The sequence below is a fragment of the Pseudomonas sp. TE3728 genome, from assembly GCF_056279145.1.
In genome coordinates this window covers 2,426,299-2,447,491 of record NZ_JBWBQT010000001.1, presented here as the reverse complement: position 1 = coordinate 2,447,491, position 21,193 = coordinate 2,426,299, and the positions used below count along the sequence as shown (strand labels likewise).

Below are 21,193 nucleotides of genomic sequence, written 5' to 3'. Positions count from 1 at the left end.
TCAATCCCGACGCAAAAAAAAGCCACCTGACCCGGTGGCTTTTCAGCATTGGCATGATCAGTCGTAGATCGCTTTTTTCTTCCAGTCGGCGTCAGCCTCAACGTCTTTGAGGCCTTCAGTCAGTTGGTTCATCTCGCCTTCCACCGGAGCGATCTTGTCCATGACCTGGGCGTTGGCGCGGGCCAGGAGTTTCTCCAGGTATTCCAGCTGTTCAGCGTAAATCTGCGGTTCCTGCTGTTTGCGCAGGTATTGCACGCCGCGTTCGAAGGCCAGACGAGCCTGGCCGGGCTGGTTCTGCTGCAGCGAGTGCTGGCCCAGGTTGTTGAAGAATTCGATGTGCAGCAGGACCAGGATGTGGCGCACTTCACGGATCCAGCGCTTGGCTTCGTTGGGCGGCAGGAAACCGTCCTGTGCCGCGCGGGTGATCTGGCCATGCAGGGCTTCGAGCAAAAAGCGCACGTCTTTGGCTTTGGCTTCAGTCTGGATCGGTGCCGGCGGGTTGTTGACCGGGATCGATTCGCCTTGGGCGACGAGGGCACTCAGCTCGGCAATCCGTGCCTTTAAGGTGCTGTTGGATTTTTCCAGGTTCAGCAAGCGCTGGCAGACGTTCAATTCAAGACGGGTCAACAGCAGCTTGAGGGTCGGTGTCATCAACTGACCGGGGAAGGTCTCGGTGATTTCACCGCAGCGACGCAGGCGGTCATTGAGTTCAACCTTGGTGCGGGCCTTTTCCAGCTTATTGTTCTCCACCACATGGTTCATGTAGCCAATGGCGATCAATAGTGCGATCCCGGCTACGACTAGCAGGGTGATCATGAGTGGTGTCACCGGTAAGACCTCTTTTATTAGGGTTCGCGTGCGAGTCGAGTGTAGTAGCTTGGCATTTGGGCGCCTAGGGTCGCTCGACGAGTTGAATCGGCAATGGCTCTGCTTATATCGGCCGTAACGCTGCATAGATAAGTAAATAGCGTGCGAGGTGCACATTGCCATCATCCGGGCCGGGACTATAGCGCCTTGCTGGATGCCAGAATATAGGCGCCAAAGGTCAGTCGACGGAAAAGCCTCAATCGCTGCTGAAAGCAGGGCGAAGTCATTGATTTAAATAAATTTATATCTGGGGGTTGACGACCCCTCAATCCATCCATAGAATGCGCGCCACTTACAGCGTAAAGCACACAGCGAAACGCGGTAAGGAGTGAATGTTGTACGTGTGTCCCCTTCGTCTAGTGGCCTAGGACACCGCCCTTTCACGGCGGTAACAGGGGTTCGAGTCCCCTAGGGGACGCCAATGCGGGAATAGCTCAGTTGGTAGAGCACGACCTTGCCAAGGTCGGGGTCGCGAGTTCGAGTCTCGTTTCCCGCTCCAGTTTTAAACGGCTTTGCTTTCGGGCAGGGCTGAGTGAAACCAGAACCTAATCTTCGGATGCGGATCTGGGCACCGAAACACACACCATGTGTTCCGGGCAGCGTGTCCCCTTCGTCTAGTGGCCTAGGACACCGCCCTTTCACGGCGGTAACAGGGGTTCGAGTCCCCTAGGGGACGCCATTTGCGGGAATAGCTCAGTTGGTAGAGCACGACCTTGCCAAGGTCGGGGTCGCGAGTTCGAGTCTCGTTTCCCGCTCCAAATTCAAAAAAACGCCGCTCATTGAGCGGCGTTTTTTTATGCGCGTTATTTGTCACGGGCCTAAAAACCGCCTCAACTTCCGAGGCTCTGTACCAGGCTTTCGAGCACTTCAGCGGTTGTATCCTCCAGCGCCGGTTGCGCTGCCACCGCTCTGAGTTGGCAGGTCAAACGGTATTCGCTGGGTGTGCAGTTGACGAACTGCTTGAAGGCGCGAGCGAAGTAGGACGGGTCCTTGAAGCCGGCTTCATAGCCGATGCTGGTAATAGGCATCTGGCTATTGTCGAGCAGTTGTTTGGCGAAGCTCATGCGCTTGTTCAGGATGTAATCGGTAAAACCAACGCCATTGGCTTCCTTGAACAGGCGGCTGAAACGAAAGGTCGTCATGCCGCAGCGCTTCGCCAACTCCCTCTGATCAATGCTGTCGCGAAAGTGCTGGTCGATGTACAGCATGACGTGGCTCAACGCCTGGTGTTTTTGGTGCCCCGAGGTCAATCGGATGCTGTCCGGCAAGGTCGGGGAGTGATCGATCAGCGATGTCTGGCCCTGGCCGTTGGCATTTCTGCGCAACTCGCACAGCTGCACCACTGCTGTCAGATAGCGCTTTCTCTCAGTGCCTGAGAGCGGGAGCACCATGTATTCCCAGACACTGGAACGCATGGCCCATACCGCCAGTTCTTCCGAGTGCTGCACAGTGAACATGGTGATCGGAATGGTGGGCGTTGTGCGTTTGATCTCCAGCAACAGCCTCAAGCCTGGTGTGTCGGGGCGATCAAAATGGACGCAGATCATGTCCGCCTGTTCCCCGATGGGCAACGCGGAATTTTTCGCCAATTTGCAGTCGCAGGCACCCTCGAACTGCGCGATGAGTTCCTTCGTGGAATGATCGTGGGTCAGATCGAACCACAGTAGCGATGGCCTTCTGGTCAAATTGGACGTCATGTCTCTACTCTGCGGTTCTTCATGCCGTTCTCGGTGAGTAGTATTGTCAACGTGTACTGACTTTGCAGATTAAATGCTTATAAAGAACTGATACTTTAGTTCTATACGCTCTATATTTCGTTGCAAAGCCGTTACACCCAGTTGTTTGTTAGCGTGGATCGATGTCCCGAGCCCCAACCGCTCGTCGCTTGTGAATCAACGGCAATCGCATTCGCAAGTCATTTCCTTTTTTTTGTCCTGCCGTTCCTTCCAAAAGCCAATAAACGGCAGTTGGGCATCCCCGCAAAAAAGTCCTAGTGATGTGCAAAATCTTCCTAACGCCTATGCCTTGCCCCTGACTAGTGTTGCATCCAGGCAGAGCAGAACGCACTGCCTCCGAAAAAACAACATTCGAGTGAGGTGGGCAAAATGATCATGCAAACAATCAAGGCTTCGGTAGTGAAGTTCGCCAAAGACGAAGACGGCCTGACCATTGTGGAATACGCGGTGGCCGGTGGGTTAATTACGGTAGCTGTTGCCGCAGCGTTCGTGACACTTGGAGGCCAGGTCAATACCAAGATCACGGCGCTGTGCACCGCGGTCAATGGTGGGAACGCCTGCCCATAACAATAAGTCGCACTCGGGAGACGCGGCGATGCCCACAGAACCTCTGGTTGCCTTATTTCTGATAGGGCGCCGGGCACTTTCTTGATGGGCTTCGCGTTGTCCCTGCCAACTTACGTAATGAGCGGCATGGCCGCTGGAGTGATCGAAATGACTCTGCAAACAATCAAGGCTTCAGTACTGAAGTTCGTCAAAGACGAAGACGGTCTGACCATTGTGGAATACGCAGTGGCGGGTGGGCTGATTACGGTAGCTGTTGCTGCCGCGTTCGTAACACTCGGAGGCCAGGTGAATACCAAAATCACAGCGCTGTGCACCGCGGTCAATGGTGGGAACGCCTGCCCATAACAATAAGTCGCACTCGGGAGACGCGCCATGTCCATGGAATTGCTGGTGTCGACAGTTGTACTGCTAGGACTGCTGGGCGTCGCGGTGGTGAGCGATCTGCTTCGCCACCGTATTCCCAACATGCTGGTTCTATTGGGCCTTGCCCTGGGATTGGTCGGTCAGACTTATTCAGGTGGTATCAGCGGATTGGGTGACAGCCTGCTGGGCATCCTGATCTGTTTTGGGCTGTTTCTGCCGATGTACGCCGTGGGCGGCATGGCCGCCGGTGATGTCAAATTAATGGCCATGGTCGGCAGTTTTTTACCGGTTCATTTCGCTTTGTGGGCTGCCTTGTTCAGCCTGATGGCCGGCGGTGTCTGCGGTTTACTGATCGTGCTGTTCCGCGGTCAATTATTTCAAACCCTGGGCCGCTATCGGCTGATTCTGAGGGCGCAGTCCTATCTGGCGCCTGCTTCGGATGAAGTAGCCGGCAAACCTTTTCCTTATTCGATCGCCATTCTGATCGGCACTTTAAACAGCGTCTACTGGCAACTCGTTGCCGGTGGATTGGGAGCTTAGTCATGCACGTCATCGTCGATAGTGATGCCTACCCCAGCGATAGGGACGCGGTGCAACGACTGGCGCCTCAGCCATGCACCATCCGCGAAACCGGTCTGACCGACAGTTTTCTCGGTGAGCTGGTGTGCAAGCATTTGCATGACGCCGGTGTGCTGGACATGTCGCGGCTGGTGGAGCGCCTGGCACTGACCGGCGCTGTACTAGAGGAGGTCCTGGCGTTTCTGCGCAAGGACGGCCGTGTCGAAGTGCTGGGCCAGATGGGGCCGCAAACCACGAGTGGGCAGATGCTGCGTTATGGCCTGACCGAACGGGGTCGCAGTGCCGCCCGAGATGCCCTGTCACGTAGCGGCTATATCGGTGCGGCACCTTTCCCGGTGAGTACTTACCGTTCCCTGATCAAAATCCAGACCATTCACCACGGTCGCATCAACGCCGACGATATGCACAGGGCCCTCGCGGGCGTAGTGCTCACGGAAGGGATGCTCGATCAGTTGGGTGTGGCGCTGAACTCCGGGCGCGCGATCATGATTTACGGCCCCGCGGGTACCGGCAAGACGTATGTGAGCAGTCGGCTGATTCGTCTGTTCGCTGAAGCGATCTGGGTGCCTCATGCCATCGTCATCAACGAGTCGGTGATCGAGATTTATGATCCGCAGGTGCATCAGCGCCTGGATGACAACAGCCAACCGAACAGTCTGATGCTCAACGAAGGGATCGACCGTCGTCTGCTGTGCTGCAAACGCCCGATTGTCATTACGGGCGGCGAGCTGAGCATGGAACAGCTGGACGTTCGCTATGACCCCTACACCCGTCAATACCAGGCGGCCTTGCAGCTCAAGGCCAGCAATGGCTTGTTCATCATTGACGACATGGGACGCCAGCGCATGGCTCCGGCCGAGCTGTTGAATCGCTGGATCGTACCCATGGAAGAGAAGCGCGACTTCCTCAACCTGGGCGGCGGTCGGCATTGCGAGCTGCCGTTCGATTTGATTCTGGTGTTTTCCACCAACCTCAATCCGCTGGAGCTGGCCGATGAAGCCTTCCTGCGCCGGATTGGCTACAAGCTGCAGTTCGGTTACCTGAAGCCTGAGGAGTACGAAAAGATCTGGCGTCAGGAAAGCGAGCGTTTGGGCATTCCTTTTGACCCGCTGCTGCTGCGTTATGTACTGCAAAGGCTTTATGCAAGTGAAGGCATGCCCCTGGTGCCTTGCCACCCCCGCGATCTCCTGAACATGGCCCTCGACCGTCAGCGTTACCTGGGCGGTTCCGGAGCCCTGTCGCCGCAGGAGCTGGAATGGGCCTGGCACAACTATTTCGTCCAGCTCGACTTTCTTTGAAGCGGAGATACTGACATGAGCTCTCGTACTGTTTCCCTGATAGGCATTTCCCTGGTCATGGGCCTTGGGGCCGCATGGATGGCCGACTCCTGGCTGAGCGCACGGCTCAATGCCACCCCGGATGATCACCTTCGAAGTGTGGTGGTCGCCACGGTAGAAATTCCCTTCGGGCAGATGGTCGAGGCTCAGCAAGTCACGACCGTACGCATGCCGATGGACACAATTCCGGACGATGCGCTCGATTCAACCGACAAGGCCGTGGGCAAGATCGCAACGTTCGACATCTTGCGGGGCGACGTGATGCGCGGCGCACGCCTGAGCGAGCATTTGGGCGGCAGTACCCTGGCCTCGCTGATTGCGACAGACAAACGTGCCATATCGGTACGCGTAGACGATGTGGTCGGCGTGGGTGGGTTCCTGTTACCCGGTAACCGGGTCGATGTGCTGGCGACTAAAAAAACTGATGGCGCCGGCAATAACGCTGTGTCCAAGACCATCCTCGAGAACTTGCGGGTGTTGGCGGTGGACCAGACCGCAGGTACCGACAAGACCCAGCCGGTGGTGGTGCGCGCAGTGACGCTGGAAATGACGACTGCAGAGGCTGAAACCCTGGTTACCGCACAAACGGAAGGCAAATTGCAACTGACCTTACGCAATCCGCTGAACGACCAGAAGAAAATCGCGACCGTTGCGCCTGCACCTGCGGCACCGGTCATGGCGATGGCCGCTGCCCCGGCGCCAAAACGCGTGGTGCAGCGCAGCAGTGGCGAGCGTGGCGGAGCTATCACCATTATCCGCGGGATCGAAACCAAAGTAGTCAACATTCGCTGACAGAACGCAACAGGCGCCTGGACACCCAGGTATTGGCGGAGCCGATCCGGATCAGTTTCGGTAAATGAGGGCTTGATGATGAATCTTCGAATTCAGCAGCCGTTCACTGCGACGCCAAGGCGCCAGGAAGGTTCGGTGAGCGTATTGATGGTGATCGCGTTGGCGGCGATGGTGATGATGGCGGCGTTGGCTCTGGACGGCGGACACATGTTGCTGAACAAAACACGCCTGCAGAATGCGGTGGACGCCGCCGCCCTGAGTGGCGCCAAAACCTTGAGCCAGGTAGCAGGCGCTACCAATTTTGCCAGCACGACGCGATCTGCCGCGCTCAATACGCTGTTGCAAAATGCCAATGCCACCGGCAACAACGAATTGTCCACGGCTGTCGCCGGTAATCCAGGTGCATTTGCGGTAGTGGAACTGTCCGACAGCGTCTATGGCACATTCTCTTTTCCTGGCCCGACGAATGCCAAATACGTTCGGGTATCGGTATCGAACTATAGTCTGACAGGTTTTTTCTGGGGCTTCGTTCAGTCATTCGGTGTGCTGGGAGACAAAGCGGTGGCGGCGATCGCCACTGCTGGCCCCAGCCCTACCAGCCCATGTGATCTCGCCCCGTTGATGATCTGTGGCGATGCGACCCAATACGACCCTGACGCCGGTATGTTCTGGGGCTTCCAGTTTGGTGATTTGCAGGTATTGAAGTCGGCGGCTGGCAATTCGTCCGCCATTGGCCCAGGCAACTTCCAGTTGCTCGATTTCGGCTCGGGCGGCAGTACGGTCAGGCAGGATCTGGCTGGAGGCGGCTCGGTCTGCCGCAATGTGGGAGAGAACGTCCAGACCTCTCCCGGCAACATGGTCGGCCCTGCGTCTCAAGGTCTGAATACGCGCTTTGGCATCTACAACGGTCCGGTCAGTGCTTCGAATTACCCGCCAGACCTGGTGACCGCGTCCAGCAACCCTCAGATTACTTACAACGATTCAGTTACCCCGGCACAAGCGCAATACAAGGGGCAGCCTGTCACATCGAGCGATGGCAATCTTACGGCAGGTGGCGAGGCGATAATGGATTACAACGACTGGCGTGCCAGCGTGGCCGCGTGCGTGGCAGGGACCGGCAGCGGCTGTGAGAGCAATGGAGTGTTCGAGCGCCGGATGCTGAAAATCGTGGTGGGTGAATGCACCGGGAAACAGGGCGGTTCAACCTCGATCCCTGTCCTGGGTTTTGGCTGCTATTTCGTGGTGCAGCCCATGAACGGCGGCGGCACGGAGGCGCAGATTTTCGGACAGTTTGTGAAAGAGTGCGAAGGCGACAACGTGCCCGGCCCGACACCGACGACCGATTCCGGCCCACAGATCATCCAGCTCTACAAAACCTATCTCAACAGCGGCACTCCGAGCACTGACTCGTAGGGAGGGGGCGTCATGAGACTTCACGCGTTTAAACAGTCGCAGCGCCAGCAAGGCCTGGCCTTGGTCGAGTTCACCCTCGTGCTGCCGTTGTTGCTCCTGCTGTTGCTGGCTTTCGGCGAGTTCGGCCGCATGCTCTACCACTACAACGTGTTGCTGCAGGCCAGCCGTGATGCCGACCGTTTCGTCGCCAGCCAGGCCTGGAACTCGACGCTTGGCGCTGTCGCTCTGAGCGATGCGCTGAAGGCCCAGACGAGAAATGTCGCGGTCTATGGCGTGCCTGCAAATACCGGGACCGCAGTGGTGTCAGGGTTGACGACCAGCATGGTGGAGGTCGCCGCGGTGGGCCTGGACCATGTGCGGGTCACCATCACTTATACGTTCTGCCCGGTGATTGGCAGTGGCAATTGCACCGGAGCGATTCCGGGTTTCTTCGGTAATCCGATTGCGCTGAGCATTCCGCTGGTCGCCACCACTGTCATGAGGGCATTGTGATGAATCGCAAACGCATGCACGGCACCTATGTCGTGGAATTCGCCATCATCGGTATGCTCGTATTCACGCTGTTGTTCGCCGTGCTGGAGATGGGCCGACTGTACTTCACGGTCAATGCGCTGGATGAAGCCGCACGGCGCGGTGCACGCCTGGCGGCCGTGTGCAACATCAGCGATCCGGTGGTTTTGCGACGGGCGATCTTCAATGCCGCGACCGACGCCGGTACCAGCCAGCTGATCACCGACTTGACCACCAACAACCTGACGCTGACCTACCTGGATGCCAACGGCGCTTTGGTCGCCAACCCCGGCGATACGAGCGGTAGCAATGGCTTTCGTGCCATCCGCTATGTCCAGTTGAGCCTGCAAAACTTCGTTTTCAATCTGTTCATTCCCGGGTTCGGCGTGCCCATTACCTTGCCCACATTCAGGGCAACGTTGCCACGCGAAAGCCTTGGGCGTCATTCCGATTCCGGGGAGATCACACCATGCTGAATACCAAGGAAACTCCAGTCGCCACCTCGACCGGCAAAGCTGGGCTCCGGTTGCTGATCAGCAGCCGCGATGCCACCTCTTTGCGCGATCTGCAGAGCGTCTGCCAACGCATGCCTTGCCTGGAGGTGAGCACTCGCCTGGTGAGCAACGGCCATGTCGACCCGCTCTATGGCCTGGACCGGATGCCTGATCTGCTGCTGTTGCGCGTCAGCCATCTGTGGCGCGAGGAGCTGGCGGCGCTGTTGCAGCATCCAGCCCATGAGCGTCCGCCGATGTTGGTGTGCGGTCTGCTGAGCGAACAGGAAGCCATGCGCCTGGCGATGCAGGCCGGAGCCCGTGACGTGTTGCCCGAGCCCATCGCCGAGACAGAATTGGTCGCCGCCTTGAATCGTCTGGTCACAGAGGTTCGGACCGGCAGCGGGGCAGAAGGGAAATTGATCGCCGTGATGAGCGCCAAGGGCGGCTCCGGCGGAACCCTGGTGGCTTGCAACCTGGCTCAACAACTCAGTGTCAAGGGCGGCAGCACCCTGTTGCTGGACATGGACCTCCAATTTGGCAGTGTCACGCATTATCTGGATGTGGCGCAGTCGCACAGCCATCTGGAGGTGTTGGCGCAGATCGAGGGCATGGACAGTGTCGCGTTACGCGGTTTTTGCAGTCACTTCAGCCCGACCTTGCATGTGCTGGGTGGCCGGGCCGGTGAGCTGTGTCTGCCACAGGATGCCCAGCCCGAACAGCTTGATGCCCTGTTGAAACTGGCCCGCGCCAGCTACGACTGGGTGGTGATCGACCTTCCGCGGCAAATCGACCATCTCACCGGCTCGGTGCTGGAACAGGTGGATCGGGTGTACGTGGTGGTGCAGCAGAGTGTCAGTCATCTGCGCGATGCCAGCTCTCTGGTGCGGATTCTTCGCGATGACCTGGGTGTGCGCGGGGACCAAATGCAGATAGTGGTCAACCGCTATGACAAGGCAGCCCCCATCAGCCTCAAAGACATCGGCGAGGCGCTGCGCTGCACCAATCTGTCGAAATTACCCAACGACTTCAACCTGGTCAGCCAGAGTCAGAACACTGGCGTGCCGTTGGGGCTGCATGCGCCGAGGGCGGCTATTACTACTGCTCTGCGCGACATGACCGAGGACCTGGTCGGTCAACAAGTAGCCGGGAACAAAGGCTTACTCAAACGCGCCTTCAACCGTTTTTTCGGGGGATGACCCATGATCAGCGACTTTCGTAACCGCTTGCGCAAACAGTCCGGTAAACCCGCCGCTTCGTCGGCTGCTCAGCTGGGCGACGACCTGCTGGACCCGGCAGAGGAAATAATGGCGTGGGAGCGTGCAGCGCCGGACGTTCTTTACGAAACCAGAAGCCAAGTCACCCCGGTGGAAGCCGAATGGCGGGAAAAGATCTATCAGCAGTTGCTCAAGGTCATGGACCTGTCCTTGCTGGACTCCCTTGAACAGGCCGAGGCCACGCGGCAGATTCGCGATATTTGCCAGCGCTTGCTCGATGAGCATTCGGCGCCGGTGAGTTCTGCCAGCCGCCAGTTGATCATCAAGCAAATCACAGACGAAGTGCTTGGCTTGGGTCCCCTGGAACCGTTGCTGGCCGATCACAGCGTGTCGGACATTCTGGTCAATGGCTTTGCCTCGGTCTATGTCGAGCGCTTCGGCAAACTGCAACGGACCGATGTGCGCTTTCGCGATGATCAGCATTTGCTGAACATCATCGACCGCATCGTTTCCAGCCTGGGTCGGCGTATCGACGAGTCCTCGCCATTGGTGGACGCCCGGCTCAAGGACGGTTCGCGGGTCAACGCAATTATCCCGCCACTGGCGATCGACGGCCCGAGCATGTCGATTCGCCGCTTTGCGGTGGACCTGCTCAATACCGACAGCCTGATCTCGGTGGGGACGTTGACCCCGGCCATTGCCCTGCTGCTCAAGGCGATTGTCCGTGGACGCTTGAACGTGTTGATCTCCGGCGGTACCGGCAGCGGCAAGACCACCATGCTCAATGTGCTGTCCAGTTTCATTCCGCAAAACGAGCGGATTGTCACCATCGAAGACTCGGCTGAACTGCAACTGCAGCAACCCCACGTGGTGCGCCTGGAAACCCGGCCTTCGAATATCGAGGGGCGAGGCGAGGTGAGTCAGCGGGAGTTGGTGCGCAACAGTTTGCGGATGCGCCCAGACCGCATTGTCATCGGCGAAGTGCGCGGCGCCGAGGCGCTGGACATGCTGACGGCGATGAACACCGGCCACGACGGCTCGTTGACCACCATTCACGCCAACACCGCGCGTGATGCGTTGGGCCGAATCGAAAACATGGTGTCGATGACCGGGGCGACTTTCCCGATCAAGGCCATGCGGCAGCAGATCGCGTCGGCCATCGATGTGGTGATCCAGCTGGAACGTCAGGAGGACGGCAAGCGCCGCCTGGTCAGCGTCCAAGAGATCAACGGCATGGAAGGCGAGATTATCACCATGACCGAAATCTTCTCCTTTGCGCGTCAAGGCATGGGTGAAAACGGTGAGGTGCTTGGCGATTATCGCCCCAGCGGCATGATCCCGGCCTTCCGCGATGTGCTGGCCAAGCGCGGTATCGAGTTGCCGCTGACGATGTTCAGGCCTGAGTGGATGGAGGCACGGCAGTCATGAACAATATTCCCAGTGAATTCATTCTGATGTTCCTCGGCATGGTGTTTATCGCCGTGTTCCTTTTGTCCCAGGGCGTGGTGGTGCCGGTGTTCGGCGAGGCCGGCAAGATGCGCAAGCGCATCCGCGGTCGTCTGCATGTGCTGGAGAAAGCCAATAATTTGCCCAACATGCAGACGGTGTTGCGGCAGAAATACCTGACGCGTTTGTCGCCGCTGGAATCCATGCTCGAGCAGTTGCCGTTTATGGCGAGCCTGACCCAGGTGATCGAGCAGGGTGGCCACGAATACCGGGCTTATCGGGTGCTGTTGCTCGGGCTGTTCCTGGGCGTTTGTGCGGCTATCTCGATCTGGATGATTTCGGCAGTCTGGTGGATGGCGCTCTTGGCGGGCTTCGGGGTGTTCTGGTTACCCCTGCTGAAAATTTCTCGTGACCGGGGCAAACGCTTCGCTGAGTTCGAGGAAGGCCTGCCGGATGCGCTGGATGCCATGTGCCGGGCCCTGCGTGCCGGGCACCCGTTCAACGAAACCCTGCGCCTGGTCGCCGAAGAGCACAAGGGCGCCGTCGCTCATGAGTTCGGCCTGACCTTCGCCGACATCAACTATGGCAACGATGTACGCCGCGCCATGCTCGGCCTGCTCGAGCGTATGCCAAGCATGACGGTGATGATGCTGGTGACCTCGATCCTTATCCATCGCGAGACCGGCGGCAACCTGACCGAGGTGCTGGAGCGTTTGAGCCGGCTGATTCGCGGGCGTTATCGCTTCCAGCGCAAGATCAAAACCCTGTCGGCCGAAGGGCGGATGTCGGCCTGGATACTGGTGGCCATTCCCTTCGTGCTGGCGATCGCAATCATCGTTACAAGCCCCACTTACTTGCCGGTTCTGCTCAATGACCCCATGGGCCATAAGCTGATCATCGGGGCTTTCTGCGCCATGTTGATCGGGATTTTCTGGATAAAAAAAATCATCCGGATTCAGGTTTAAAGCGGTATTCGCTACCGGGAGGTACAGTTCATGGACTTTTTACTCGGGTTGTTCAGTCGTGTCACGGGGAACGAGGAGATGGGGCGCCTGTTGTTTCTCGGCGCCATTGGTGTCAGTACGGTGCTGGCGGTGGTCGCCGTGATCTTGCTGATGCTGGGCCTTCAAGACCCGGTGCAGCGTCGTCTGGCGTTGATCAAGCGTGGTCATTTAGGCAATACGACCGGGCAGGAAGCTCCAGGTAATCTGCAACTGTTGCTGGAGCGGGTCGGTCAGCGCTTTGCCTCGAGCGAATCGGCTCAGGCATCCGCCACCCAGACCCTGTTGACGCATGCGGGTTACCGTTCTGCTTCGGCGGTGCAGATGTACTGGGCGGTGCGTTTGATGTTGCCGCTGTTGTTGTTTGGCGTTGCATTGCTGCTATTGCCATTGATCCCCAAGATTTCGCTGACCATTGGTCTGCTGTTGGTGGTCATGATGGCGGGTATCGGATGGCTGCTGCCGGCCCTGTACGTTGGCAAGCGCAAGCAGGCGCGTCAAAACCGACTGCGCGCCGCGTTTCCGGATGCACTGGACCTGATGGTGGTGTGCGTGGAGTCAGGCCTGGCCCTGCCCACGACCATCGAGCGAGTGGCCGAAGAAATGTCGGTCAGTCAGGTTGAACTGGCTGAAGAACTGGCCCTGGTCAATGCGCAAATCCGCGCAGGCATTTCCAGTACCGAGGCGCTCAAGCAGCTGGCCGTACGCACTGGGCTGGATGATGTACAAGGGTTGGTCAGCCTGTTGGCGCAGAGTATTCGCTTCGGTACCAGCGTGGCCGATACCCTGCGCATCTATGCCGATGAGTTCCGTGACCGGCGTATGCAGGCTGCCGAAGAGGCAGGGGCGAAAATCGGTACCAAGCTGATATTCCCGCTGATTTTCTGCCTGTGGCCGAGCTTCTTCCTGGTCGCCATCGGCCCTGCCTTGATCGGTGTGATGAGAGCATTCGGGTGAAATAACGGGCGGAGGCTGTCGAGTACGATGGCCTTGCCGCCCGAGTCTGATCTGCACTTTCCTTCCAGCTCCACACATCCCTGTAGGCGTTGCCGCAGGCTGCGATTTTTTGATTTTTCTGGCAGGCAATTCGTTGCCCAGGCCTTTGAATCAAAAGCTCGCAGCCTGCGGCAGCTCCTACAGGGATTTGCGTATATCTGTTCATCACGACCGGGCGCTGATTGTCGCGATAGGCTCTGTGACAGGCTGGTCAAGGCGTAAGCGATGGTTGCCAGGCACTCCTTTAAGGAGCACCGCGGTCAAGCGTAGGAGCTGGCGAAGCCTGCGATCTTTTGATTTTGATGGCCGTGGAATCGCTGAAGAGCAAAAGCTCGCAGCCTGCGGCAGCTCCTACAGGGATTTGCGTATATCTGTTCATCACGACCGGGCGCTGATTGTCGCGATAGGCTCTGTGACAGGCTGGTCAAGGCGTAAGCGATGGTTGCCAGGCACTCCTTTAAGGAGCACCGCGGTCAAGCGTAGGAGCTGGCGAAGCCTGCGATCTTTTGATTTTGATGGCCGTGGAATCGCTGAAGAGCAAAAGATCGCAGCCTGCGGCAGCTCCTACAGGGTAATCCGGCCAAGCGGGATCATTTGTAGATGCCAATGCTTTCCTGCACACGACGTCTAGCCCGGCTTTGCAGCCAGGCCACTCTGAACGACGCCAGAGGCTGATCACTCATTGACGTGCCTCAGTTGCCGGTGGTCATTTCACCCGCTGCATCCTGGTCAAAAAACTCCGGAATCGGGTAGTTGAAGCTGTTCAGCCAACGCTGCATGGCCAGGTCACGTTCGGTGGCCGAAGCGGTTTGCAGTTTAGGAGAGGCAACTACACCGCGACTCTGTAACACCAACCACTGCTCGGTGCCTTTTTGCTCCTTCGAAGAGGGACCCGGTTCAATAGCCCAGGCACTGGTGGACAGGCAAGCCATGCACACGATCAACAGCCTCTTGGTATTCATCTCGACTCCTCGTACGTTTTACTTGGTCGCACTGGATGAGGCAGCGGCTACCTCAGTCTTGCGATTGCCCTGCGAAGCCGCCACTTTTTTTGCGGAGGCCTTGAGTTTTTCCGCGCGGCTTTGAGCCTCGGCGATTTGCTGGGGACTCAAGCTGGCACGGTTCGCGAGTTCGGAAGCTGCCTTCCAGTTATCCTGATAGATCAGCAGCGTCACCATATTGAGTGCCGCCAGTGAATTGGACTGTTTGAGCTCCATGGCGGTCATGAACTCAAAGCGTGCTTCAGGGATCCGTCGCTGATTGAGGTAGACCACCCCCAGGTCATTGCGCATCCTTTCGTCAGTGGGGGCCATCTTCACCGCACGCTCAAGGTGAGTGGTAGCGTTGGCGTAATCATTTTTGGCCGCGGCCAATTGGCCCAGGCCATGTTCCCCGTCGGCGGCCAGACAGGTGCCGAGCAAGCTTTGATACAACGGCCCCGCCTCGTTACGCCCCATCAAGCGCAGCACCCGAGCCTTGCGCAGGCGAACCTGAACCAGGTTCTCGGGCAAACCTTCCAGATTCGCCAGGCTGGCATACAAACGGCCATCGTTGGCCATGTTGTCGGCCAGACTCAGGGCCAACTCTTGTTCCGAATCGGGCTTGGCACAGATAGCCGGTCGCGAAGACAAACCATTAGTGGCACAACCTGCGAGCATTAATGTCGCCATGACTGCAATGACTGCTTTCATCGAATGTCCTTTGGCTACAACACGTTGAACATCTGGCCAATGGCAAGAAAGCTGGCCCGGCAAGCGCTCAAGGTCACCGTTACGAATGAGGGCGAGGCAAGTCTGATTCAGGCTCTGGCTCATTGCGAAAGCCCGGAGCGACTGTCGAAATCGCCATTTTCGAGGAAGAACATGCGGTAGAAGTTCGGGTCGTAATTGCGCAGCTGTTCGCCAGGCAATGACGGCAGTTTTGCGTTGGCAGCCAGTGGCTGGACCAGATGCGGAGTAACGATCATCAGCAGTTCACGCTCTTCACGGTTGATGCTGTTGTCGCGGAAGAACGCGCCCAGAATCGGGATATCGCCCAACCCCGGAAACTTGTTCACCTGGGAACTGTTGCGGGTGCTGATCAGGCCGCTGATGACGAAGCTTTCGCCGTCGGCCAGGGAGATGCTGGTGTCGGTACGTCGAATGGTCAGCGCAGGAACAATGGTACCGGCGATGCTCACGGCGTTGGAGAAGTCCAGTTCACTGACTTCCGGTGCCACCTTCAGCGCGATACGGTTTTTCCCGATGATGGTCGGCGTCAGGGTCAGGCGGATACCGAATTCCTTGTACTCGATGGACACGTTATCGCTGCCTGAACTGGGCACTGGAATCGGCACCTCACCACCGGCCAGGAAGCTCGCACTCTGCCCGCTGAGCGCGACCAGGCTTGGCCGTGCCAGGGTGTAGGCGAAACCGCTGCCTTCCAGTGCGTTGATCGACACCAGCGTATCGCTGGACGCAAAAGCGAAGTTGAACATGTCGTTGTTCACCGGCACCGACGGCGTGACAATGCCGTCGATGGTGGGAAAGGTTCTCGGCGAGCCGAACAAGAAGTTGCCCTGGCGGCCAAAAATCGAGGCATTGGCTTCCTTGAGTTTGGTCCGGCTGACTTCAACGAAGCGGATGTCGGTTTGCACCTGGATCGGCAACAGCGGGTCTTCGGAGGGCACCGTCGACACGCTGGTCAGCGCCGCGGTGGCCTTGCCCTTGACGAACACCATGCTTTGGCGCGGCTCTTTCGAACAGGCGGTCCAGACCATCAGGCTGGTGGCCCCTGGCGCGAGTCCCGTGAGTATGAAGGCGTTGCTGCCGCTGGGTTGCACGTCGGCAATCTTCGGATCGCCTACCGCCAGTTGCGTCACCGGGACGGGGACGCGCAGTTCGTTCTGAAGTCCCTGACCGACCTCGAACGTTGCCGGTAAGTTATCCAACTGCGAACAATTGGCCGCCGCGGCCTGAGCCGCATCCACACCAAGGCCCATCCAGAACAGACCATGGATAATTCGCTTGAAAGCGGGCACGGTACGATAGCTCATTAAGTGCATCCTCGCTGAATAGGCCATCTTTGAGGCAAAACCAGGTTGCCTCGGATCACTACAAGGGGCCTCGGTCGGCCCTCTACCCCGCCAGACCCCTGACTAATGGCCCCGGCAATATTCCTTGGTGCTACATGCAAGCAGCTGCAATACGCTGTTCTGACTGAACGGCGAGCGACCTTCGCTATAACGGTTTTTAGTGATCCAGATGCCAAGGCTGTCAACCCGAACGATATGCGCAGGCTCGACAGCAGCTAAAGACGGCACTTTGCGCCGACCTGACTCCCCTAAAAAGCAACCGGCAATTAACGCACTGAGCCGGAAAACGCTTGTCAGGATCATAGTGAGGTAACTCCTTTTGCCAATCCGCTATCTGATCGCTGAACCTAACGTGGCATTTCGAACCGTTATGTCTTCTTCTTGTTTGAAAGGTAGTTCAACCAAGGCAAAGCGCCATGCTTTGAACGAAAACTTTCGATACAGATACTGGTTTTTTTCTGAAAGCCACGGTCAGGCCGCGCAATCATTGGTATTGCGCTGGATGCTGATGAAATAAGGGGTGCTTTACGGTCCTGCGAGTTTTTCTTTGGGTTTTGCGCTGCATATTTCACAAAAACGCCACTCATTGAGTGGCGTTTATCAGGCGAGTCGGTTTGTACTTTTCGAATGCAGACCAAACCTAACAATGGCGTCTGAGGGGATATTACAAGGAAGCTGAATACGACTGATTGTGTAGCTCTACACCTGCGAGGTGCAGGTTGGCGTATTGGCCGTAAGGTACTGGATCACCTCTTCAAGCGTGTCTATGTCAGGAGCATTGCTCACTAACGCTTGCGAACTGCACCATGGGTAATCCAGATGCGATACCCACTCCATGATGCAGTGCAGATCAGTCGCTGGCAGGGTTTTCATGTGCTCAATGGTGATAGTGAGCCTCTCGACAAGCCCTGACTCGGGGTTGAACTGCCACTCATACAGACCGCAACCGACTCGGCCTTCGCCGCAGCTCTTGTCGGACATGCCGACCAGCCATTTGCACTGGAATGTTTTGGCCTGCGGTTCAGGTGGACGTCCCAGACAAAAGGTATAGACGTTTTCGAAAGTCTGGCCGAATCGCCTGACGAGTACATCGCCGATAGATCCGAGGCCTTCAACGTGGGGTGGAAACGAGATAGATCCGGTGTGCACGACCATGTCCAGTATCGCGTCTGGCGCAAAGGCCTGGCGCAACAAATGTGGGCGATTACTGTCCTTGGCTTTTATGTACTGTTGAATCGATAGCTGAGCAGTGTTCATTGTTTGTCCGTCGAATCCCTATCAGGTTGAGAACATCCTTATCCGAGGCTCACGTTACTATGCCACGCGAGCCCGCCCTCATTTACAAAGCGCTATTCCACACATCCGTTACCAGCATGCAGCCGGGAGCATGGGTGATGCACAGCGGTGGACGTGAAGTTTGCACCACCGATTGCGGGGTCACACCGCAGGCCCAGAATACCGGGATTTCGTCGGCTTCGACTGACACGGCATCTCCGTAGTCCGGGCTGCTTAGTGAATCGATGCCGATCAGCGCCGGATCACCGATGTGCACAGGCGCGCCGTGGACGTTGGGCATGCGTGCGGTGATCTGGATCGCCTGGATCGCCGCGGCGGCCTTCATCGGGCGCATGCTCACCACCAGCTTGCCGCTCAGGCGAGCGGTAGGGCGGGTGTCTATGTTCGTCCGGTACATGGCGACATTGCGCCCCAGATCGATGTGCCTGAGGGCGATGCCGGCATCCAGCAGCGGTTGTTCGAAGGAGAACGAGCAACCGATGGCGAAGGCCACCAGATCGTCCTGCCACAAATGCTCGATATCCGACGGTTCTTCGCTCAGTTCGCCATGGCGATAGACCCTGTATCGGGACACCTCGTGACGGATATCAATGGCTGTGCCGAGATTGCGAAAATACGGATCACCGGGGGCGGTAACGTCGAGCACCGGGCAAGCCTGACGATTGAGCGTGCAATACCGCAGAAACTCGTTAGCCCAATCATTGGGCAGAATCACGATATTGGCTTGCACCCGACCTTGGGCCAGGCCGCTGGTGTGGCCCCGATATTGTCCGGCAGCGATGCATTGGCGCAGGGCCAGTGGAACGCTGTGCTTCAGTTGTTCGAACGACAGGGTGGGTTGGCTCATCACGGCATCTCTTCAGGGGCGATGACCCTTTTTAGAAAACCATGACGATGGCGTCCAACCAGGAATGTTGTTACCCCCCGACAACTAAAAGTTATTCAAGGGACCGTCGGCTGTTGAGACCGGGTGCCGGAACCATTCGAAGCGGGCCGACATCCGCAGCGTATTGAGAGACTACCTGGCGGCTCATGTCGACGATGCTCTCGATCAATTCCAGGCCGACGCCGGCGCGCCATGAAGCCACGACATCCAGCTGCGGCAAGCGAGTGCCTGGTTCCAGCTGAATCAGCTCGCCGCTGGCCAAGGGCTTGGCCACCAGCGCGGCCGGCAAGGCGCCAATACCGAAGCCGTCACGAATCAGCCGGGTCATGGCCGACACCGAGTTGACGCAACTGACGCGTGGCGTGCTGATGCCATGGGCGTGCAGCAGGTTGAGTACATCCTGATGCGGCCGGGAGTTTTTGACGAAGGTGATGATGCGCTCACTGGCCATTTCGGCCAGTGAGGCATAGGGGCGGGCATAGATTGAGTTACTGGCGGCGATCCAGTGCATGGGGTAGTGCGCCAGTTCGAGGTTGCGCACACTTTCGTGGCGGATCAGGTCCGTCTGGAACACGATGTCCAGATAGCCCTTTTGCAGCTGATCGCACAGATTGCGTGCGGCGTCGGCCGTGATCTCGATTTCCACGGCGGGGAAGGTCTGCATCAAGGTCGACATCAACGGGCTGAGCCAGGTGTGGATCACCGTATCCATCACACCGATGCGCACCAGGCCCTGTTGCGGGTTGGTGTTATCCAGTGAGTGTTTCAACGCTCGCTGAACTTCGAGCATCTGCTCGGCGTAGTCGAGCACCTTGAGGCCTTCCAGCGTTAGCGATACCCCGCGCGAATCGCGCACGAACAAACGCAGGCCCAACTCTTCTTCCAGCGAGGCAATGCGGCTGGAGATAGCCGCCTGAGTGCTGAACATTTTCTCTGCGGTAAGGCTGAAGCTTTGCAGGCGTGCGACCCAGACGAAGGTTTCGAGAAATTTGAGGTTCATGGCGGTTCTCGTGGTGGGGCGTTCACTGTTTTTCCACAGAGAACCGTGGTGGGGGGGCAGTAATTGTTACTCCAGAGTTTGTCGCCGGGGGTATCAAATTTTCTTATGCATAACCTCGTTTTTTTCCCGTTTGACGCAGTTTGGCCTTGGCGCGAAGAATCCGCTCCACGACGCAGCCACTGCGTCTGCCCCCCACGACAACGCCTTCACAAAAAAATAATGAGGCGTGTCCGTCATCTTCGCTTGCTGCCGCAGGAACTCCCATGGAAAAGACCATGACTGACCACGTGCTTTCAGGTTCGGGCCGCACCGGCCCGTTCAGTTGGTACGGCCCCCTGTCGAAAAATGAAAAGCGTACCTTCTGGAGTTGCAAGATCGGCTATGCCCTGGATGGCATGGACACACAGATGCTCAGTTTCGTCATTCCGACCCTGATCGCAACCTGGGGCATCTCCAAGGGCGATGCCGGGATGATTGGCACTTGTACGCTGCTGGCCTCGGCAGCGGGTGGCTGGATCGCCGGAATACTGTCCGACCGCATCGGTCGGGTGCGCACCTTGCAACTGACGGTGCTGTGGTTCGCCTTCTTCACTTTCCTCTGCGGACTGGCACAGAACTACGAGCAACTACTGGTGGCCCGGACTTTGATGGGCTTTGGCTTCGGTGGTGAATGGACTGCGGGTGCGGTGCTGATTGGCGAGGTGATTCGCTCCCAGGATCGCGGCAAGGCAGTGGGCATGGTGCAGGCCGGATGGGCGCTGGGGTGGGGGCTGACGGCATTGCTCTATGCCGGATTATTCAGCTTTCTGCCGCCGGAAGAGGCTTGGCGGGCGCTGTTCATGATCGGGTTGGTGCCAGCGCTATTCGTATTGGTGATCCGCCGGCTGGTCAAGGAGTCGGACACCTTCGAGCAGGCCTGCATTGAGCGCAAGGCCAAGCCTGAAAAGGATTCGCGTTGGGCCTTCTTTGAAATCTTCGCACCTCGGATGCTCAGTACCACCTTGCGCGCTTCGTTGCTGACCACTGGCGCGCTGGGTGGTTATTACGCGATCACCACATGGTTGCCGACTTACCTGAAAACCGAGCGCGGCTTGAGCGTACTCGGCACTGGCGGCTATCTGGCGATGGTGATCGTCGGTTCCTACATTGGCTATGTGACCAGTGCATTGCTGACCGATGCCATCGGCCGAAAGAAGAACTTCATCCTGTTTGCCGTCGGCTCCATGGCGATCGTTCTGGCCTACACCCAACTGCCCATCGACAACACCTGGATGCTCTGGCTGGGCTTTCCGTTGGGTTTCTTCGCTTCGGGCATTTTTGCCGGCATGGGCGCTTTTCTGACCGAGTTGTTTCCGACCCGCATGCGCGGTTCGGGCCAGGGCTTTTGCTATAACGCCGGGCGTTCCATTGCGGCGCTGTTTCCGTTGTTCATCGGTGCGCTGAGCGAAACGTTGCCGATTGGTACGGGGATCGGAATCTTCGCTGCCGGTGCCTATGGCGTGGTGATTCTGGCCGCGTTAAGCCTGCCGGAAACCCGCGGTCGCCAACTCGAATCCTGAACCCAGACGTCGCTGATCCATTGCTAATCGACAAACATCGGCCGCGATCGCAGCGCCCCCGAGA

General features: G+C 57.9%; 21 protein-coding genes and 4 tRNA genes. 17 read left to right on the top strand and 8 right to left on the bottom strand.

Annotation, left to right across the window (positions count from 1 at the left end; translation table 11 throughout):
• Nucleotides 1-57: 57 nt before the first annotated feature.
• Nucleotides 58-816 (bottom strand): hypothetical protein, encoded by a 759-nt coding sequence (locus ACZ89R_RS10435; protein ID WP_185022054.1) that lies wholly within the window; start codon nt 814-816, stop codon nt 58-60.
• Between the two features lie 396 nt (nt 817-1,212).
• Here ACZ89R_RS10435 and ACZ89R_RS10430 point away from each other — a divergent pair.
• From ACZ89R_RS10430 to ACZ89R_RS10415, 4 genes are all read left to right on the top strand, one after another.
• A tRNA-Glu gene (locus tag ACZ89R_RS10430) sits at nt 1,213-1,288 on the top strand.
• 2 nt (nt 1,289-1,290) lie between these two features.
• Nucleotides 1,291-1,366, top strand: a tRNA-Gly gene (locus ACZ89R_RS10425).
• A 104-nt stretch (nt 1,367-1,470) separates the two neighbouring features.
• Nucleotides 1,471-1,546, top strand: a tRNA-Glu gene (locus ACZ89R_RS10420).
• Between the two features lie 3 nt (nt 1,547-1,549).
• Nucleotides 1,550-1,625: transfer RNA gene (locus tag ACZ89R_RS10415), tRNA-Gly, on the top strand.
• A gap of 72 nt (nt 1,626-1,697) precedes the next feature.
• Here ACZ89R_RS10415 and ACZ89R_RS10410 read toward each other — a convergent pair.
• Nucleotides 1,698-2,564 (bottom strand): AraC family transcriptional regulator, encoded by an 867-nt coding sequence (locus ACZ89R_RS10410; RefSeq protein WP_429545845.1) that lies wholly within the window; start codon nt 2,562-2,564, stop codon nt 1,698-1,700.
• A gap of 408 nt (nt 2,565-2,972) precedes the next feature.
• Between ACZ89R_RS10410 and ACZ89R_RS10405 the strand changes: the two genes are divergently transcribed.
• From ACZ89R_RS10405 to ACZ89R_RS10350, 12 genes are all read left to right on the top strand, one after another.
• Entirely contained in the window at nt 2,973-3,170 is a 198-nt protein-coding gene (locus tag ACZ89R_RS10405; RefSeq protein ID WP_429545846.1) for a Flp family type IVb pilin, read from the top strand.
• A 147-nt stretch (nt 3,171-3,317) separates the two neighbouring features.
• Complete coding sequence (locus tag ACZ89R_RS10400) at nt 3,318-3,515, top strand: Flp family type IVb pilin (RefSeq protein WP_237886532.1); 198 nt, start codon at nt 3,318-3,320, stop codon at nt 3,513-3,515.
• A gap of 27 nt (nt 3,516-3,542) precedes the next feature.
• Nucleotides 3,543-4,073 carry an A24 family peptidase gene (locus ACZ89R_RS10395; RefSeq protein WP_429545847.1) on the top strand — a complete coding sequence of 177 codons (531 nt, stop codon included), beginning with the start codon at nt 3,543-3,545 and terminating at the stop codon, nt 4,071-4,073.
• A 2-nt stretch (nt 4,074-4,075) separates the two neighbouring features.
• Nucleotides 4,076-5,410, top strand: coding sequence for a P-loop NTPase family protein (locus ACZ89R_RS10390; protein WP_429545848.1), 1,335 nt, complete (start codon nt 4,076-4,078; stop codon nt 5,408-5,410).
• Between the two features lie 15 nt (nt 5,411-5,425).
• Nucleotides 5,426-6,241: a Flp pilus assembly protein CpaB gene (gene cpaB / locus ACZ89R_RS10385; RefSeq protein ID WP_429545849.1), complete on the top strand. Its 816-nt coding sequence runs from the start codon at nt 5,426-5,428 to the stop codon at nt 6,239-6,241.
• Nucleotides 6,242-6,316: 75 nt separating this feature from the next.
• On the top strand, nt 6,317-7,654 hold the full coding sequence (locus tag ACZ89R_RS10380) for a Tad domain-containing protein (RefSeq protein ID WP_429545850.1): 1,338 nt from the start codon (nt 6,317-6,319) through the stop codon (nt 7,652-7,654).
• A 12-nt stretch (nt 7,655-7,666) separates the two neighbouring features.
• Entirely contained in the window at nt 7,667-8,146 is a 480-nt protein-coding gene (locus tag ACZ89R_RS10375) for a TadE/TadG family type IV pilus assembly protein (protein ID WP_429545851.1), read from the top strand.
• Entirely contained in the window at nt 8,146-8,640 is a 495-nt protein-coding gene (locus ACZ89R_RS10370) for a TadE family protein (RefSeq protein ID WP_429545852.1), read from the top strand. Before ACZ89R_RS10375 ends, ACZ89R_RS10370 begins: the two co-directional genes overlap by 1 nt.
• The gene (locus tag ACZ89R_RS10365; protein ID WP_429545853.1) at nt 8,634-9,854 is read left to right on the top strand and encodes an AAA family ATPase; all 1,221 of its coding nucleotides are present in this window, start codon (nt 8,634-8,636) and stop codon (nt 9,852-9,854) included. The genes ACZ89R_RS10370 and ACZ89R_RS10365 overlap by 7 nt, the downstream gene beginning before the upstream one ends.
• Before the next feature lie 3 nt (nt 9,855-9,857).
• Nucleotides 9,858-11,300, top strand: a complete 1,443-nt coding sequence (locus ACZ89R_RS10360) for a TadA family conjugal transfer-associated ATPase (protein WP_429545854.1) — start codon at nt 9,858-9,860, stop codon at nt 11,298-11,300.
• On the top strand, nt 11,297-12,283 hold the full coding sequence (locus tag ACZ89R_RS10355) for a type II secretion system F family protein (RefSeq protein WP_429545855.1): 987 nt from the start codon (nt 11,297-11,299) through the stop codon (nt 12,281-12,283). The genes ACZ89R_RS10360 and ACZ89R_RS10355 overlap by 4 nt, the downstream gene beginning before the upstream one ends.
• A 30-nt stretch (nt 12,284-12,313) precedes the next feature.
• Nucleotides 12,314-13,276, top strand: a complete 963-nt coding sequence (locus ACZ89R_RS10350; protein ID WP_429545856.1) for a type II secretion system F family protein — start codon at nt 12,314-12,316, stop codon at nt 13,274-13,276.
• A gap of 731 nt (nt 13,277-14,007) precedes the next feature.
• Here the strand turns inward: ACZ89R_RS10350 and ACZ89R_RS10345 are convergent.
• From ACZ89R_RS10345 to ACZ89R_RS10320, 6 genes are all read right to left on the bottom strand, one after another.
• A complete protein-coding gene (locus ACZ89R_RS10345; protein ID WP_429545857.1) occupies nt 14,008-14,277 on the bottom strand; it encodes a DUF3613 domain-containing protein in 270 nt (89 codons plus the stop codon).
• Between the two features lie 18 nt (nt 14,278-14,295).
• A complete protein-coding gene (locus ACZ89R_RS10340; protein ID WP_429545858.1) occupies nt 14,296-15,006 on the bottom strand; it encodes a tetratricopeptide repeat protein in 711 nt (236 codons plus the stop codon).
• Between the two features lie 119 nt (nt 15,007-15,125).
• Nucleotides 15,126-16,349, bottom strand: a complete 1,224-nt coding sequence (locus tag ACZ89R_RS10335; protein WP_429545859.1) for a type II and III secretion system protein family protein — start codon at nt 16,347-16,349, stop codon at nt 15,126-15,128.
• A gap of 738 nt (nt 16,350-17,087) precedes the next feature.
• On the bottom strand, nt 17,088-17,645 hold the full coding sequence (locus ACZ89R_RS10330; RefSeq protein WP_429545860.1) for a hypothetical protein: 558 nt from the start codon (nt 17,643-17,645) through the stop codon (nt 17,088-17,090).
• Nucleotides 17,646-17,727: 82 nt separating this feature from the next.
• Entirely contained in the window at nt 17,728-18,531 is an 804-nt protein-coding gene (locus tag ACZ89R_RS10325; RefSeq protein ID WP_429545861.1) for a putative hydro-lyase, read from the bottom strand.
• A 91-nt stretch (nt 18,532-18,622) separates the two neighbouring features.
• Nucleotides 18,623-19,570, bottom strand: a complete 948-nt coding sequence (locus ACZ89R_RS10320) for a LysR family transcriptional regulator (protein WP_008070207.1) — start codon at nt 19,568-19,570, stop codon at nt 18,623-18,625.
• Between the two features lie 275 nt (nt 19,571-19,845).
• On the opposite strand from ACZ89R_RS10320, the gene ACZ89R_RS10315 reads away from it, so the two are divergent.
• A complete protein-coding gene (locus tag ACZ89R_RS10315) occupies nt 19,846-21,129 on the top strand; it encodes an MFS transporter (RefSeq protein WP_367372574.1) in 1,284 nt (427 codons plus the stop codon).
• The last annotated feature ends 64 nt before the right edge of the window (nt 21,130-21,193 follow it).